Source organism: Jatrophihabitans sp., from assembly GCF_046262535.1.
In the GTDB taxonomy this organism is placed as follows: Bacteria; Actinomycetota; Actinomycetes; order Mycobacteriales; family Jatrophihabitantaceae; genus Jatrophihabitans.
Genome location: NZ_JBHEMO010000028.1, coordinates 1 through 16258, shown reverse-complemented (window position 1 = coordinate 16258; position 16258 = coordinate 1). Strand labels below are relative to the sequence as shown.

Genomic DNA, 16258 nt, shown 5'->3' with positions numbered 1-16258 from the left:
TCGGCGCTTCGGTTCAGCACGGTCCCGGTCCGTACGCAGTGCGGTGGCAATCGCCGGCAGCGTGGCGCTGCTCGTGGGGATGTTTGCCAACGCGTCCGTCGCCAGTGCCGCCCCCGGCGCGGGCGGCGCGGCCGCGATGCCGCTCGGTGCGCCGGCGGCCAACACCCCGGCCGTGAGCCACCGCCCGGCGCCGTTGACCGGGTTGGGCCCGGTCTCGCCCGGTGCCGACGGCAGCAACCGGCCGGCCACCACGAGCAGCCCCGCCGACACGCCGATCACACCGCTGCCGGCCATCGACCCCGGCCCGAACGACGCGCCGACCGTTCCCAAGGCGGTCGTCCCGCAGGTGCTGCCGGTCTCTCCGGCGCCGATCGTCCTTCCGACGCAGCCGGGCCAGAGCCTGGTCGACGCCACCGCCCAGGACGCCTTGAACACGATGAGTGCCGAAGGCCCGTACACCTCCGGCGGCGCTCCCGCCCTGGACGCGAACAAGCTGCAGCCGCAGATGCCCTCGGCCCAGTTCGGTGACCCGACGAACCCGGCAACCCTCGCTCAGACGATCGCCGCGCTGCTGTCGGGCAACTTCCCGCCGCCGCTGCCGATCGACCCGCTGGCCCTGCTCCAGCAGCTCCCCAACGGCATCCCGCAGATCACCTACCGCGTCTGCTCCGAGTCGGCCACCAAGCCGGCCTCGTGCTCGATCACCCTGCCGCTCGGGGTCCCGGCCATGGTCAACGTGACGGGGAACGGCACCGCGGCGTCGCCGGACCGCACACCGGACGTGTTCGCCGACCTCGTCCCGGCCGTCGGTGTCACGACGATCGTGACCGCCAGCCAGACGCTGCTGACTGACCAGACTGCGCTGAACGCCGCCCAGAAGAGCCTCACTGATCTGGTGAACCTGTTGCTGGACCCCGTCTACCTGCTCACCCACCCGCTGGCGTTGGTGCAGAAGCTCAACCTGCAGAACCTGATCGCCGCGCTCACCACGCAGGTCAAGAACGACCTGCTCGCCCTGACCTCGCTGGTCAACGTCGGACTGGGCTTCATGCAGATCCGGATGGGCACCAGCGAGATCCCCGGCGACCAGCCGCTGAAGGCGCACATCTGGGCCGTGTACGACATCCCCGGCTACCACCGGCTGTCCATCGGTTTCGACGGTTACCGGCGCGGGGCCGGCCTGGCCCGCAACTCGCTGGGCATCTACACGTTCAACCCGGCCGCGATCGCACGCGGCGTCTACGACGTGCAGGCCGACCTGATCTCCAGCACCGGCGACTCGATGTCGATCACCGCGGGCATCTCGTCGATCACGCAGGACAGCGTCGGAACGGCCTACGACCCGACTGTCGCGTCGATCAAGTTCAGCCCGATCCCGACGGCCTTCAGCGCGCACGCCGTGATCGACCCGGGCACCGAGCAGGACTCTGTCCAAACGACGACGAACCTGCGAACGCAGCTGGACGCCGTGATCTTCTCCAATCGGCACCATGACTCTCCGCCGAGCGATCAGTACACGCAGCTGAAGATCGACACGTTGCCCAACACGGTCACGGCGACGCTCCGGCGTCCGTCCAACGGTGGCGCGACGACGGTGAGCTACCGCGCTTCGCAGACGATCGATCAGGTGCTGTTCGCCAACTACCAGTACACCGGTTCGACCTTGCAGCACGCGTTGCAGGCGAGCGCCTTTGCCGTGCCGGCCAGCATCGACGTCTCGCTGCTGAGCTCGGGCGACTCGACGACGGCGACCTACATGGCATCGAGCTCCCTGGCCACGCTCGGCCTGGCGTACTACGAGCAGAGCATGGCGCTGTCGGGCACGACCGGGCCGCTCGTGCTACGCGGCGCGCTGACCGGGCTGCCGACGAACGTCGCCCTGCTCATCGACAACGCGGCAAAGCACGTCAAGATGACCGCCGACCAGCCGTTGGCCGCCGCCGCCGTGCAGGCTTCCTACAAGCTCGGCAGCTACTCGCCGGCCGCCGACGACCACGCGACGTTCATCGCCGACGGCAAGGCCTTCGGCGCCGACGCCAAGATCAGCGGGCTGAAGTCGGTCGACGTCTACTACGACCAGCACCCGCGCGTGACGCTGGCGTTCTCGCCCGGCGGCCAGCGCTTCGTCGCCGCCGGCATCATCGACGGCCACACGAAGTTCCGCGGTGAGATCTCCAACCTGCCTGCCAACCTGTCGATCGACCTCGACACCGCGGGACGGACCTTCGCCTACACCGCCAGTTCCATCATCGACAACATCACCGCGGCCTACGTGGACACGGCGACCGGGCCGAGCATCGTGGCCCGGATCGACAAGATCCCGACGAACATGACCGCGTCATGGGACCTCGGTTCGGCGCCGCACGTTCACTACACCGCGTCGTCGGCCATCCCGAAGGTGCAGTTCTTCGCGAGCCTGCAGGGCGTCGAGACCGTTAACCCGCACGGCAACGAGTACCTCTCGGCCGAGATCACCGACATCCCGGCGACCCTCGACCTGCTGGCCGACTTCCCGCACAGCCACATCGAGGGCAACTCCTCGAGTGCGATCGGCTCGATCACCGTCGCGGCACGGGCGCCGTTCACCAACCGCGAATGGCAGGCCCTCGGGCAGCTGGTGAACATACCGGCGAAGTTCACCGCGGACTTCGGCAACGGCAACTTCGACTTCCACGCCCTCAGCGGCCCACTCGGCCAGGCGGCGCTGACTATCAGCAACCATGGCGATCCGAACGAGCCGACCAGCCCGGCCCACTTGGCCGTGCACTACAACCAGCTCAACGGTGACCTCGACGCCAGCGGCTCGATCATCAACCTGACCGAGGTCGGCTACAGCACGGCGGGCGCCGCGCAACAGCTCGTGCTGCAGGCCGACGAGGGGTCCAACCCGCTCCAGATCGATGCGGACGTGCTGTTCACCCCGGACATCTCGCTGCGCGCCTTCGGCGCCATCACCGGGCTGCCGTCGAACGTGAACGTCTCGTTCGGCAACGGCAAGATCACCTACACCGCGGACAAGCACGTGGGGATCCAGCTCGGCCTGCGGGTCGGCAAGGTCGCCGCCCTGGCCGGCCTGGGTGCGCCGCTGCCGGCCAACGGCATCGCGGCGGTGGAGCAGTCCTGCAACGCCGGTCCCAATTGTGCCACTGACGCGGGCCCGTTCTGCAACGCGTTCCCGAAGTGCCTCGGCGCGGTGGCCAACATCAACATGTCCGGCCTGCCGACGTCGGTGGTCGTCGACACGGTGGCCGGCACGGTGGCCTTCACCGGCTACCAGCCGCCGTCGCCGACGCTGAGCATCTACCTCCGTCTGATCGGGCTCATCACCGCGTTGCCCGACGTCTCGGCCAAGCTGGCGCTGTCCGGGCTGCCGGCTTCGCTGGACTTCACGGCGGGTCCGTTCACGTTCGGTACGGGAAACACCGTCGACGCGTCCTACTCGGCGTCGGCGCCCTTGGGCACGCTGAGCGTCGACGTCAACGCGACGACGACGGATGCCACGTTCCCCGTGCTGCGGGCCAACGCGACGATCGCCCAGCTGCCGAAGACGATGCACGTGCACGGTTCGTTCGGATCGATCGACCGGATCACGGTGACGGACTCGGCGGCCATCCCGAGCATCTCGGCGAAGGTCACCAGCGCGACGACGGGGTACCTGCAGGCGTCGATCAGCAACGTCCCGGCGACGATGGACTACCTCGTCGACGTGCCGAACTCGCACGCCGAGGCGACGATGTCGTCGGCGATCGACGACATCACCGTGATCGCGCACGTGCCCTACAACGGCCGGACGTGGAATGCGTTCGCGCAGGCCACGACCGTCCCGGGCCACTTCACCGCCGACTTCGGCGGCGGGTCGTTCGGCTTCCACGCGCTGTCGGGACCACTCGGGTCGGCAACCTTCGCGGTGTCGAACTTCGTCGGGGCGACCGTGCCTGACACGATCGACTACCTGGCGGCGCACTACGACGAGTTGAGCGGGAACATCGACGCCGGCGCGAAAGTCGTGCAGCTGTCCACGGTCGGGTACGGCAAGGACGTGGCCGGCAACCAGACGTTCGACCTCGACATGGGGGCGGCGACCGTCGGCCTGGACGCCGACGTCGTGCTGAAGGCCAACGGTGCCCGGGACACGCGGTACGCGGCCGCTGGCACGATCACGACGCCCAACACGGTGCACGTCGACATCTCGAACGGCCACATCATCTACCACAGCGACCAGTCGGCAGCGCTGCGACTGTCTGCGGCGGTGGGCAAGGTGGCCGCGCTGGCTGGGCTCAGTGCTCCGCTGTACACCCAAGGTGTGGCAGTGCGCGCGCGGGCGTGCAGTGGCGGCGCGGGGTGCGCGACCGACGGCAGCATCTTCTGCTCCGTCTTCTCGTCCTGCTGGGGCGCGGTGGCAAATGTCAACCTGCCCGGACTGCCGACCAACGTCGACATCAACACCAAGGCCGGCACCGTCAACCTCGTCGGGCTGCACCCCAGCGGAGAGCTGAAGGTGTTCGCCCAGCTCAACAACCTGATCAGCGGGCTGCCGCAGGTCCGGGCGCTGGCCACGATCAGCGGCCTGCCCTCGATGCTGGACCTGAACGTGGGTCCGTTCGGCGCCGATCCGGCCGATCCGACCAAGTTCCGCGCCGGCTACTCGGCCTCGGACAACCTGGGTCATCTCGAGGTGGACGCGGACGCGGACACGACCACGAGTCTCGGCACGGTGCGGGGTCAGTTCATAGCCAGCAACCTGCCCAAGACGGTGTCGGTGACCGGCCAGTTCGGGGCGCAGAACCACGTCGACGTGGTCGACTCGGGCCCGATCGATGACCTGCGGCTCCAGGCCACGGCCACCCTCGACGGGACGTCCGGCTCCGCCCTGATCGACTTCACCGACATCCCACCGGTGATGCACCTCGACGTCGGCTCGGCCGGATCGCAAGACGGCGTGAACGCCCCGGCATTCACCTACGTCGGCTGCAACAACAACAGCGATCCGTGCAGCTCGCCGGCGAGCACCCTCGACGGCCTGGTGCAGGTGGATGCGCAGCTGAGCCAGAAGGTCGGCGGGTCCGCGACCGTGGGAACCAACGGCGCGTTCTTCCGGTTCACCAACCTGGGCAGCAACACGACCGTGGGACTTGACACGTCGAACTACCACCTGACGCTCAACTCGGTGCCGGGGACGGATTCGATCCAGCTGGGCCTGAACATCCAGGTGGGTGACATCCCGAACAAGAGCTTCAGCGAGACCGTCTTCAGCGCCCTCGACACCGACATCATCGTCGACGGGCACTACGGCCTGCGCCCGAGCCACATCGGCGACATCGAGATGGACGTCGAGGGTCTGCACAACCTGTTGCTCCAGCCCGGCGACCCGCCGTTCGGCCTGCCGGCACTGGTCGGACTGCTGTTCCCCGGTGTGAGCGGCGACTACGGCACGTTCTCGATGAACATGTTCGACATCGACATCAACCCCGATGTGCACGTCCACGTGTGGGCGGACGCGCCGGGCCCGATCAACCCGGACATCATCAGTTACTCGTTGCCGTCTCATATCGACAGCTTCTGGTTCCACCGCTACGACATGAACGGCTACAGCAATGTCTTCACCGTCAGCGTCGCCTTCGTCGTCTGCTTCACCGTGAAGCAGAAGCCTGAAGTGATCTCCAAGTCCCCGAACGGCGTGACGTTGCAGGGCAGCGACGGACCGCAGACGTTCAACTTCATCGACTACAACGACGAACTTCCGGACGTCCTCGTCGATGTCCTGGCGGCGCTGATGTCGCCGTTCGGCCATGATTTCGACCATGACACCGATTTCTGTTGATGCCGTGATCCTTCGTTTGGCCACGGCGAGCGCGTTCCTGATGGGCGCGCTCGCCGTGGTCGCCGGATGCGGGCTCAGCAGCGACTCGGGCGGCTGCATCCACACCGTGCTGAAGCTGCAGCCGGTGCACCTCGAGAGCCGGACCGCGCCGCTGACGCTTCACGCGCGGCTGACCGGTGAGGGTAAGCCGTTGGCCCGGTTCCGGCTCTCGTTCTTCCTGGTCTTCACCGGCCCGACCAAGCTGGTGGGCAAGAGCGGCAAGCTGCCGGACCTCAGCGGCCACGCCACGACCGATGCGACCGGCGCCGCGACGTTCCGGCTCCCCGGCGGCGTCGCGCAGATCGCATTGCCGGGTGAGACGGCGGTCGGCTACCAGGTCAGGTTCACCATCGCCAAGCCGGTCGACCACAAGGAGTACTGCACCGCCTTCGCCGAGGCAATGTTTCGCTGAGGCGACCACTAGGCTCGCTCGCGTGCGCGTCCTCGTGATCGGTTCCGGTGCCCGCGAGCACGCGCTGTGCCTCGCGCTGGCGGCCGATCCGGCCGTCACCGCGCTCGTGTGCGCGCCCGGTAATGCCGGCACGGCGGCCGTGGCCGAGCAGCGTGGTGTCGATGCCCTCGATCCCGCTGCTGTGACCGAACTGGCGCAGGACGTCGACGCCGATCTCGTCGTCGTCGGTCCCGAGGCGCCATTGGTCGCCGGCGTCGCCGACGCTGTCCGCGCCGCCGGCGTCGCGTGCTTCGGGCCGTCGGCCGCGGCCGCCCGCCTGGAGGGCAGCAAGGCATTCGCGAAGGAGGTCATGAGCGCCGCGCGCGTGCCGACCGCCCGGGCCCACGTCTGTACGACTGTGGACGAGTCCGCCGCTGCCCTCGACGAGTTCGGCCCGCCGTTCGTCGTCAAGGATGACGGGTTGGCAGCCGGCAAAGGCGTGGTTGTCACCTCCGACCGCGCCGCGGCACTGGCGCATGCCGAGGCCTGCGAGCGCGTCGTGATCGAAGAGTTCCTCGACGGACCCGAGGTCTCGCTGTTCTGCCTGACCGACGGAAGCACGGTGGTGCCGCTGCTCGCCGCCCAGGACTCCAAGCGCATCGGCGACGGCGACACCGGCCCCAACACCGGCGGGATGGGTGCGTACGCGCCGCTGCCCTGGCTGCCAGCCGGACTGACCGACGACGTGATGCGCGACGTCGCCCGACCGACGGTCGACGAGCTGGCCCGCCGTGGCACGCCGTTCGCGGGGCTGCTCTACATCGGGCTCGCGCTCACCCGCCCCGGCCCCCGCGTCGTCGAGTTCAACGCCCGCTTCGGGGATCCGGAGACCCAGGTCGTCCTGGCGCTGCTCGAAACGCCACTGGCCGGACTGCTGCAGGCCGCCGCTATCGGGACGCTGGGGGAGCAGCCGCCGCTGCGGTGGCGGCCCGGCGCCGCAGTGACAGTCGTCCTGGCCGCAGCGGGTTACCCGGACGCGCCGCGCACCGGCGACATCGTGACGGGGGCGGACCAGCCCGGCGTCATCCACGCGGGCACGCGGCGTCGCGAGGACGGCGCCGTCGTCGCGTCCGGAGGCCGCGTGCTCTCTGCGACCGGAGTCGGCGACTCCCTCGACGAGGCCCGCGAGCGCGCCTACCGGCTGCTGGCCGGCATCGACCTCGCCGGCGGCCAGTACCGCACCGACATCGCCCTGCGCGCGGTCCACGGTGAAGTCACGGTCTGACCCGGGAAGTTTGCGCGGCCCCGCCGGGTGGGTGACGCTGGGAGAGTGCCCGAACCCCGCGACGAGCTGCCCCGGGCCCACTCGGCCGACCCAGCCGGGCGGGGCGGCAGCCCGATCCGCGAGGAAGTCCTCGAGGCCGGCGCCGGGCGGGCGCGTCCCGCGCGACTGCGGCGCGACCTCCTTCTCGCGGCAGTGCTCCTGGCGCTCGTCGCGGCCGTCGCCCGCGCGATGTCGCACCACAGCGGCTCGGAGGCGACGCCGAGCGGCGGACCGTCGTCGACCGCGTCGCGCGGCGCCCCCGACACCGGCTCGGGGCTGCTCAACGGCAGCGTCATCGACCCGAGCGGCACGGTGGCTCCCGGGGCCCAGGACCCCTTCGCCTGCCCGGCGGCCTACCAGTGCCTGGAGTCCGGGGAAGCCGGATCGTCGGCCGTGACCGCGCTGCACGCGGCCTTCCCCGCGGCGGTCCTCGAGTCCGCGTCCACCGTGCGGCTGCTGTCGCCGCACGACGGCAAGCCGCTGTGGTTCCGGCAGCTCACCGCGCGCAACGGTACGACCGAGATCCTGGTACGGGTGGACCGGGCGAGCGTCCCGAACACCGACGGTGGGGGCATTACGCGCTCCGGCGGCACCGTCGTCACGTACTACCAAGCGACGCTCGAGACCTACCACGTACTCGTACAGGTGATTGCCTCCAACGGTCCAGGGCGGGCGCTGCCGCCGCTGCACAAGCTGGCCGCCGACATCCGACTGCTCGCGCTGAGCTGAAACGCGGGAGAATGGTCCGGTGAAGCCCGCGATCCCCAACGTCCTCGCCGGTCGCTATGCCTCCGGCGCCATGGCGACGCTGTGGTCGCCGGCGGCCAAGGTCGTGCTGGAACGGCAGCTCTGGGTGGCGGTGCTGCGGGCCCAGGCCGCACTCGGCGTCGAGGTGCCCGAGGCCGCCCTGGCCGCGTACCAGGCGGTGCTCGACCGGGGTGTCGACGCCGTCGACCTCGACAGCATCGCCGCCCGCGAGCGGGTGACCCGCCACGACGTGAAGGCCCGCATCGAGGAGTTCGCAGCCCTCGCCGGTTACGAGCAGATCCACAAAGGCATGACGAGCCGGGATCTGACCGAGAACGTCGAACAGCTTCAGGTCCGCTCGTCTCTCGCGCTCATCCGGACGAAGGTGCTCGCCGTGCTGTCGCGCCTGGCTCGGCGGGCCGCCGAATACGACTCGCTCGTCATGGCCGGCCGTTCGCACAACGTGGCGGCCCAGGCGACGACGCTCGGCAAGCGTTTCGCGACGGCGGCCGACGAGCTGTTGGTCGCGCTCGGCCGGTTGGACGACCTGAGCGCCCGCTACCCCCTGCGCGGCATCAAGGGCCCCGTCGGCACGGCGCAGGACATGCTCGACCTGCTCGACGGCGATGCCGAGAAGCTGGCCCGGCTGGAGGCCGACGTCGCGCGGCACCTCGGCTTCGGCACCGTTCTCGCCAGCGTCGGTCAGGTGTATCCGCGATCGCTGGACTGGGACGTCCTCTCGGCGCTCGTCCAGGTGGCCGCGGCACCGTCCTCACTCGCCAAGACGATCCGGTTGATGGCCGGCAACGAGCTGGTGACCGAGGGGTTCAAGCCGGGCCAGGTCGGCTCGTCGGCCATGCCGCACAAGATGAACACCCGCTCGGCCGAGCGGATCAACGGGTTCGCCGTGATCCTGCGCGGCTACGCGGCGATGGCCGGCGAACTGGCCGGCGACCAATGGAACGAGGGCGACGTCTCGTGCTCGGTCGTGCGTCGCGTCGCGCTGCCGGACGCCTTCTTCGCCCTGGACGGATTGCTCGAGACCCTGCTGACCGTGCTGGACGAGTTCGGCGCGTTCCCGGCGGTGATCGAGCGCGAGCTGGACCGCTACCTGCCCTTCCTGGCCACCACCAAGGTGCTGATGGCGGCGGTGCGCGCCGGCGTCGGACGCGAGGCGGCGCACGAGGCGATCAAGGACAACGCCGTGGCCGTCGCGCTCGAAATGCGGGAGAAGGGCACCGATCGCAACGAGCTCTTCGACCGGCTGGCCGCCGACTCCCGTCTCGGCCTCTCGGCCGAGGCGCTGAACCGGCTGCTCGCCGAACCGATGTCGTTCACGGGCGCGGCCCGCGACCAGGTGGCCGCGCTCGTCCGCGCCGTCGATCAGGTGCTCGCCTCCGAGCCGGCCGCGGCCGACTACCACCCGGAACCGATCTTGTAACCGGCCGATGTGACGCTGACATGATCGGACCCGGCAATCGCGACGGTGGCGGGAACTACGCCACCTTCGATGTCGGCCGTGAGGAAGAAGTACTCGACACGTCGCCGCGCCGGCCCGATCGGCCCAACGGGTTGGTGGCCCCGGGGGTCGCCCTGCTCGTCGTCGCGGTGGTCGCCGTCCTGGTGGCGCAGCACCTTGCCGCCGGCAAGCCGCGGGCCGTGGCGACCACCCAGGCACCGACGCTTCCGGTAGCGCCTCCGGCGCCCTTCCCAGTCGCCGATTCGGGGCCGCCCCCGGCGCTGATGATCGGCTCGACGCTCTACATGGTCCGCGACGGAAGCCTCATCGCGCACCGCACGGACTCGATCGCCGAGACGAGCGTGACGGTCGGCGACGCGGCGGACACGGGCGGCAGCTATCTGCTCGCCGCCGACCCGAAACGGTCGCGGATCTGGGTCGTGAAGTCACTGCCCGCCCGCATCCTCATCTACGGCTACGACCTGCCTGGCCTGCGCGAGTCGCGGCGGCTGCACATCGAAGGCCAGGTGGCCGGCATCGACGAACTGAACGGCGAGCTCTACATCAGCGCGAGTTCCGGTGTGGTCGGCATCGCCGGGCCGCGGGCGTCCGGTCTGCTCGACTGGACGCCACTGCGCGGGGGCCGCGCGATCGCCGCCGACGGCACCCGGAACCGGCTGCTGCTGCTCGACGAGGACGGCACCGCGGTGCGGGTCCGGGCCGAGTCGCCCGATCTCACCCGCTCCGGTATCTCGGCCGACCTGCCATTCCTCACCGGCTCGTTCGCGGTCGTGAACGGACGGATCTGGGCCGGCGGCAGCGACGCGCGGGGCGCCGTCCTGGTTCGGCTGGACCCGCGAACGCTGCGGCCGATCAGGCACAGCGACATCGTGGGCCGGCTCGGGTCGGGCGTCGCCTTCGCCGCCGCCGGGACGCGCAGTTTCCTGATCCGCGACGTTTCCGGAGGCGCCGGCTTGTGGTGCATCGCCGCCGACTCGGGCAAGATCCTGCACAGTTGGCCGGCGGTGGCCGGACCGGTGGTGATCAACGTGCGCCCCGGCGCCGCCCGCAATGCGATCTATGCCGTCCCGACCGGCAGCACCCCCGTCCAACTCGAGGCCGGGAACTGCCCGGGCTGACGGGTGCATGATGGGCTCATGGCCGACGACGAGGTGTCCTTGGCCGCCGGCCTGTCCGCCGACGATGAGCTCGCCGTCGGTGGGCGCCGCTTACCACGGCGGCTCAGGAACGCCGTTGCGGTCGCGGTGGCTCTGACGCTCGCCGTCTGGGCGCTGGTGATCGTCGCTCGGCCCCAGATCGCGACCGGGCACGGTTCCGTCGCCGCCGCGACGGCCCAGCGCTATCACGACGAGCACATCGCACCTCGCCCCGCCGGGAAGGCGATCCGCGGGTTCTTCCTTCTCTAACCGGCCGCCGGCGTCCGTCCGGCGAGGCGATCAGGCCGCCCGATGTTCCAGTAGCCCTTCACGAAGATGGCATCGTGGTCGATGCCGCGCTGCTCGAGCACGGCCCGCAAGGCCACCATCGCCCGGCTCTCGCCCATCAAGTAGGCCCGCGCACCGTCGGCGATCGCCAGGTCGGTGACGGCGGCGATCAGGCGGTCGGCCGTGCCCGCCGGAGCACCACCACGATGCACCCACCTGGTCTCAGCGGCGACCGGCAGCTCGTCGTCGCCGTCCTCCACCTCCACAACCGCGAGGGCCAGCTCGTGGGCAGGCAGTGCTTCGGCGATCGCGGCAATCGCCGGCAATGCCGACTCGTCACCGACGAGCAGGTGCCACGGCGCGCTGCGCAGCTCGAGCTTCCCGCGCGGGCCCTGGTACTCGACCGGGTCACCGGGCTCGGCGTGCTCGCCCCACCGGGCGCCTGGGCCGTCGCCGTGCAGGAGGACGTCGAGGTCGAGCTCGCCGGTCTCCTGGCGAGCGTGCCGGATCGTGTAGCGCCGCTTGACGCGGCGCCCGGATGCCTCACGCAACAGCAGCTCGATGTCCTGGGCCGGGCGGACGTCCAGGCCGACCGCCGCGTCCGACCGCACCGTGATCCGGCGCATCCGCGGGGTCAAGCGCTGGGCCGCCACCACCACGCCGCCGTGCACCGGCGACCGCCGGACAACAGGACTACCCACAGTTGTCCGACCCTAGCGAGGAGACCCAGATCACGCTTCGAGGCCTACGCTGGAATCGAGGAACAACAACGCGACCGGTTGGCCGAGCTGGAACGCGACGACAGCAGTCAAGGCCGGAGAGGCGGACGGCGTGGCTATCAGTGTGTTCGATCTGTTTTCGATCGGGATCGGGCCGTCGTCGTCGCACACGGTCGGTCCGATGCGGGCCGCCCGTACCTTCGCCGTCGGCCTCGCCGACGACGGCCTGATCGACGACGTCACCAAGGTGCGGGCCGAGCTGTTCGGCTCCCTCGGCGCGACGGGACATGGGCACGGAAGCGACCGCGCCGTGACGCTCGGTCTGCTGGGCGAGGCGCCCGAGACCGTGGACATCGCATCGGCCGCCCAGCGCGCGACGGACGCGCGGGCCGCCGGGCGTCTCGATCTGCTCGGCAAGCGGAACGTCGAGTTCGGCGCCGACGACCTCGTGCTGCACCGGCGCACGAGCCTGCCCTTCCATCCGAACGGCATGCGCTTCTTCGCCTACGCCGGGGACGAGTGCATCCGCGAGCGGACCTACTACTCCGTCGGCGGCGGGTTCGTCGTGGACGAGGCCTCGGCCGGTGCCGATCGGATCAAGCTCGACGACACCGTCGTGACCCATCCGTTCACGACCGGCGATGCGCTGCTGGCGCGCTGCCGCGAGACGGGCCTGTCGGTCAGCGGCGTCATGCTGGCCAACGAGACGGCATGGCGCAGTGAGGACGAGATCCGCAGCCGGCTGCTGCACATCTGGTCGGTCATGCAGGAGTGCGTGACCAACGGCTGGAACAGCGGGGGGACGCTGCCGGGTGGGCTGAAGGTGCGCCGCCGGGCGCCGGAGCTGTACCAGCGTCTCTGCGGTGAACCGTTCGCCACCGATCCGCTGCGGTTGCTCGACTGGGTCGACCTCTTCGCGCTCGCGGTGAACGAGGAGAACGCTGCGGGCGGTCGGGTGGTGACCGCGCCGACGAACGGCGCAGCCGGTGTCCTGCCCGCCGTCCTGCACTACTACGTCCGGTTCTGCCCCGGCGCTTCCGACGAGGGGGTGGTGCGGTTCCTGCTCTGCGCGGGCGCGATCGGCGTGTTGTACAAGGAGAACGCCTCGATCTCCGGCGCGGAGGTCGGTTGCCAGGGCGAGGTCGGCTCGGCGTGCTCGATGGCCGCCGGCGCGCTGTGCGAGGTGCTCGGCGGGACACCGGAGCAGGTGGAGAACGCTGCGGAGATCGGCATGGAGCACAACCTCGGCCTGACCTGCGACCCTGTCGGCGGGCTGGTGCAGGTGCCGTGCATCGAACGCAACGCGATGGCTGCGGTCAAGGCGATCAACGCCGCCCGGATTGCGCTGCGCGGCGACGGTCAGCACATCGTCAGCCTGGACAAGGTGATCAAGACGATGCGCGAGACCGGCGCGGACATGAAGGTGAAGTACAAGGAGACCGCGCGCGGCGGCCTCGCCGTCAACGTCATCGAGTGCTGAACCCGCCCCCGGCGTGGCGAAGGGCCGCCCCGGAGGTGAGGGCGGCCCTTCTGGGGGATGGCTCAGTGCGCGCCGGCTACGACCCCGTCTCCGGCCGGTAGGTCGGTCTTCTTGACGTTGATCAGGAAGACGGCGGCGATGATCGCCACGACGCCGAAGGCAGCGCCCATCAGGAACCCCTGGCCGGAGGCGTGGGCCAGCAGGCCGTGGTTGAAGTCCTGGTACGGCCCGTTCTTGGCGAAGAACGGCGCCGCGCCCGGGTGCTGCTTGACGAAGGCGGCGATCGCATCGGGTTGCACGCCGTTCTTGGCGTGGGTCAGCAGGCCGTTCGAGCCGACCAGCTGCCCTTGCACGTCGGTCGGGAGCTTGCCGATGCCCGGCCGCAGATCCTTCTGGTGGCTGCTCGCGTAGTTGCGCCCGGCCGTGCCGAACACCGTCGTCATCACCGACAGCCCGAGCGCGCCGCCGACCTGCTGGCCGACGTTGAGCAGCGCCGACGCCAGGCCGGCGTCGGTGTTGGCCACCCGGGACACCGCGGCCGAGGTGAGCGGCACGAACAGGCAGCCCATGGCGATGGCCAGCGTGATCATGCCGGGCAGCAGCTTCGTCAGGTACCGGGAGTCCGCGTCCACGGTGGAGAACCAGAGCAGCGACAGGGTGATCAGCACGGTGCCGGTGATCAGCAGCGGTTTGAGGCCGACCCGGACGAGGATGCGGGCGACGATCTGCGAGGTGATCCCGATCGTCAACGCCACCGGCAGGAAGGCGAAGCCGGCCTTCAGCGCGCTGTAGTCGCGAACGCCTTGGACGAAGAAGGTGATGAAGTAGAACATGCCGAACATCGCCGCGCCGACGACGAACATGACGAGGTAGGCGCCCCCGCGGTTGCGGTTCTCGAAGATGCGCATCGGCATCATCGGCTCGGCTACGACCCTCGCCTCGTAGTAGACGAAGCTGACGAGCAGCAGGATCGCGGCGGCGAAGACGACGAACGTCTCGGTGTTGCTCCAGCCGGAGTGGGCGACGTGGATGAACCCGTAGACGGTGGCGACCATGCCGGCCACCGACAGCAGCGCGCCGACGAAGTCGAACTTGCCCTTGAGGCGGTCGGACTCGTGCAGGTAGAGGAAGGCGCCGGTCATCAGCGCGATGCCGATGGGGACGTTGACGAACAGCACCCACCGCCAGCTCAGGTAGTTCGTGAGGATGCCGCCTAGCAGCAGGCCCAGCGCGGCGCCGGCGCCAGACACCGCGGCGTACACGCCGAGTGCCTTGGTGCGGGCCGCGCCCTCTTCGAACTCGGTGGTGATCAACGACAGAGCGGTGGGCGAGGCGATGGCCCCGCCGACACCCTGGATCGCGCGGCCGGCCAGCAACAGCCCGAAGTTGGGGGCGATGCCGGCCAGGAAGCTGCCGAGGGTGAACAGGCCCAGACCGAAGACGAACATGCGCCGCCGGCCGAAGATGTCGCCCATGCGCCCGCCGAGCAGCAGCAGGCCGCCGAACGCGAGCGTGTACGCGTTGAGCGCCCACGTCATGTCGGTCTGGCTCTTGCCGAAGTAGCGGCCCATGGAGGGGAGCGCGATGTTCACGATGGTGCCGTCGAGCACGACCATCATCTGGGCGCCGGCGATGACCAGCAGCACGAGTCCGGGGTGCGCGGCCCGCCGGGCGCCGCGCTCGCCGGAGGTGGTGCCGGATGCGGCCTTGCCTCCGGTCTTGGTTTCGGTCACGAGTGGAGCTCCGTTCGGTTGGCGGTGCCGGCACGGGATCGTCCGCTAAGGCACGCAGGCGTTCTCTATCCAGTACAGTAGAGCCACTTGCATAGGGAACGCAACCGTGCACTAATTGCGTTCGCAGCGACAACCGATTTCTGGTCGAGGAGTACGACACAGGTGACCGTCACGGCGAGCGGCCCGGATGCATCGGCACCGGCTCAGCGCAAGCGCGGCGTCGCGCTCGAGGACGCGATCCGCGAGGCAGCGTTCGCCGAGCTGACCGAGGTCGGCTACACGGCCTTCAGCGTCGAGGGCGTGGCGGCGCGGGCCCGCACCGGCAAGGCCAGCATCTACCGCCGCTGGCCGACCAAGCAGGAACTCGTGACCGACGTGCTCTGCGAGATGCTGCCCTCGCCCGACCAGGCCGGGATCACCGTCGATCTCGACGACTCGGTCACCACCCATCAGGCGCTGCTCGGTGTGGCCCGGGCGATCGCCGGTGTCATCACCAGCCCGTCCGGCGCCGCCATGCGGGCCATCAAATGCGAGGCGATGGGGGACCCGGAACTGGCCCGGCTGGTGGACGAGCGGTTCCAGGCTCCGCGGCGCGCGGCCCTGCTCTCGTTGCTCCGGCGTGGCGTCCAGCGCGGCGAGGTGCGGCCCGAGGCGGCCACCCAGCTCGTGGCCGACGTCATCCCCGCCGTGCTCTCGCACCGGGTCATCCTGCAGCGCGAGCCTCTCACCCAGCGCGACATCATCGACATCATCGAGCAGATCTTCATCCCGCTCGTCGAGGTCCGCTGACCGGCGTCCAGGGCGGGCTTTGAACGGGCTCTGGCCGACCTTGTAGGCTTTCGCCCGGTGGCTGTGCGAGTCCTCGGCCGCTTGGAGGCTTCGCCTAGTCTGGTCTATGGCGCCGCACTGCTAATGCGGTTTGGGTCTCAAGCCCATCCCGGGTTCGAATCCCGGAGCCTCCGCTGACCGCGGTCGGGTCGGGTCGCTCGCCGGTCAGCCGGTAGACTGTCCCGTCGGTACCACCAGCGCCCGTAGCTCAACGGATAGAGCACTTGACTACGGATCAAGAGGTTGCAGGTTCGAGTCCTGCCGGGCGCGCC

Annotated in this window: 12 protein-coding genes and 2 tRNA genes; 11 read left to right on the top strand and 3 right to left on the bottom strand. The window is 69.9% G+C overall.

Annotated features, from left to right (window positions below; translation table 11 throughout):
- Nucleotides 1–43: 43 nt before the first annotated feature.
- From ABR571_RS04430 to ABR571_RS04400, 7 genes are read left to right on the top strand one after another with little or no spacing between them, the layout of a single operon-like run.
- Entirely contained in the window at nucleotides 44–5821 is a 5778-nt protein-coding gene (locus ABR571_RS04430; RefSeq protein WP_409451978.1) for a hypothetical protein, read from the top strand.
- 4 nt (nucleotides 5822–5825) lie between these two features.
- On the top strand, nucleotides 5826–6272 hold the full coding sequence (locus ABR571_RS04425) for a hypothetical protein (RefSeq protein ID WP_409451977.1): 447 nt from the start codon (nucleotides 5826–5828) through the stop codon (nucleotides 6270–6272).
- A gap of 22 nt (nucleotides 6273–6294) precedes the next feature.
- The gene (gene purD, locus ABR571_RS04420) at nucleotides 6295–7536 is read left to right on the top strand and encodes a phosphoribosylamine--glycine ligase (protein ID WP_409451976.1); all 1242 of its coding nucleotides are present in this window, start codon (nucleotides 6295–6297) and stop codon (nucleotides 7534–7536) included.
- Nucleotides 7537–7581: 45 nt separating this feature from the next.
- Nucleotides 7582–8304: a hypothetical protein gene (locus tag ABR571_RS04415; protein WP_409451975.1), complete on the top strand. Its 723-nt coding sequence runs from the start codon at nucleotides 7582–7584 to the stop codon at nucleotides 8302–8304.
- A 19-nt stretch (nucleotides 8305–8323) separates the two neighbouring features.
- A complete protein-coding gene (gene purB, locus ABR571_RS04410) occupies nucleotides 8324–9763 on the top strand; it encodes an adenylosuccinate lyase (RefSeq protein ID WP_409451974.1) in 1440 nt (479 codons plus the stop codon).
- A gap of 20 nt (nucleotides 9764–9783) precedes the next feature.
- Nucleotides 9784–10920 (top strand): hypothetical protein, encoded by a 1137-nt coding sequence (locus ABR571_RS04405; protein ID WP_409451973.1) that lies wholly within the window; start codon nucleotides 9784–9786, stop codon nucleotides 10918–10920.
- 18 nt (nucleotides 10921–10938) lie between these two features.
- Nucleotides 10939–11208, top strand: coding sequence for a hypothetical protein (locus ABR571_RS04400; protein ID WP_409451972.1), 270 nt, complete (start codon nucleotides 10939–10941; stop codon nucleotides 11206–11208).
- Here the strand turns inward: ABR571_RS04400 and ABR571_RS04395 are convergent.
- Together ABR571_RS04395 and ABR571_RS04390 are read right to left on the bottom strand one after the other, a co-directional pair.
- Nucleotides 11205–11927 (bottom strand): siderophore-interacting protein, encoded by a 723-nt coding sequence (locus tag ABR571_RS04395; protein WP_409451971.1) that lies wholly within the window; start codon nucleotides 11925–11927, stop codon nucleotides 11205–11207. The two genes, ABR571_RS04400 and ABR571_RS04395, sit on opposite strands and share 4 nt — an antisense overlap.
- 30 nt (nucleotides 11928–11957) lie before the next feature.
- Complete coding sequence (locus ABR571_RS04390) at nucleotides 11958–12116, bottom strand: hypothetical protein (RefSeq protein ID WP_409452003.1); 159 nt, start codon at nucleotides 12114–12116, stop codon at nucleotides 11958–11960.
- On the opposite strand from ABR571_RS04390, the gene ABR571_RS04385 reads away from it, so the two are divergent.
- A complete protein-coding gene (locus ABR571_RS04385) occupies nucleotides 12058–13425 on the top strand; it encodes an L-serine ammonia-lyase (protein WP_409451970.1) in 1368 nt (455 codons plus the stop codon). The two genes, ABR571_RS04390 and ABR571_RS04385, sit on opposite strands and share 59 nt — an antisense overlap.
- A 62-nt stretch (nucleotides 13426–13487) precedes the next feature.
- On the opposite strand, the gene ABR571_RS04380 is transcribed toward ABR571_RS04385, so the two are convergent.
- Nucleotides 13488–15158, bottom strand: coding sequence for an MFS transporter (locus ABR571_RS04380; protein ID WP_409451969.1), 1671 nt, complete (start codon nucleotides 15156–15158; stop codon nucleotides 13488–13490).
- A 162-nt stretch (nucleotides 15159–15320) separates the two neighbouring features.
- Here ABR571_RS04380 and ABR571_RS04375 point away from each other — a divergent pair, with 162 nt between their 5' ends.
- The 3 genes from ABR571_RS04375 (at nucleotide 15321) to ABR571_RS04365 (ending at nucleotide 16256) form a co-directional block, all read left to right on the top strand.
- Complete coding sequence (locus ABR571_RS04375; RefSeq protein ID WP_409451968.1) at nucleotides 15321–15947, top strand: TetR/AcrR family transcriptional regulator; 627 nt, start codon at nucleotides 15321–15323, stop codon at nucleotides 15945–15947.
- Between the two features lie 83 nt (nucleotides 15948–16030).
- A tRNA-Ser gene (locus tag ABR571_RS04370) sits at nucleotides 16031–16120 on the top strand.
- 63 nt (nucleotides 16121–16183) lie between these two features.
- Nucleotides 16184–16256: transfer RNA gene (locus tag ABR571_RS04365), tRNA-Arg, on the top strand.
- The last annotated feature ends 2 nt before the right edge of the window (nucleotides 16257–16258 follow it).

Excerpts from the sequence above, each read along its gene's own strand:
- ABR571_RS04405 (WP_409451973.1), top strand. The coding sequence starts at position 9,784 with ATGATCGGACCCGGCAATCGCGACGGTGGCGGGAACTACGCCACCTTC.
- ABR571_RS04400 (WP_409451972.1), top strand. The coding sequence starts at position 10,939 with ATGGCCGACGACGAGGTGTCCTTGGCCGCCGGCCTGTCCGCCGACGAT.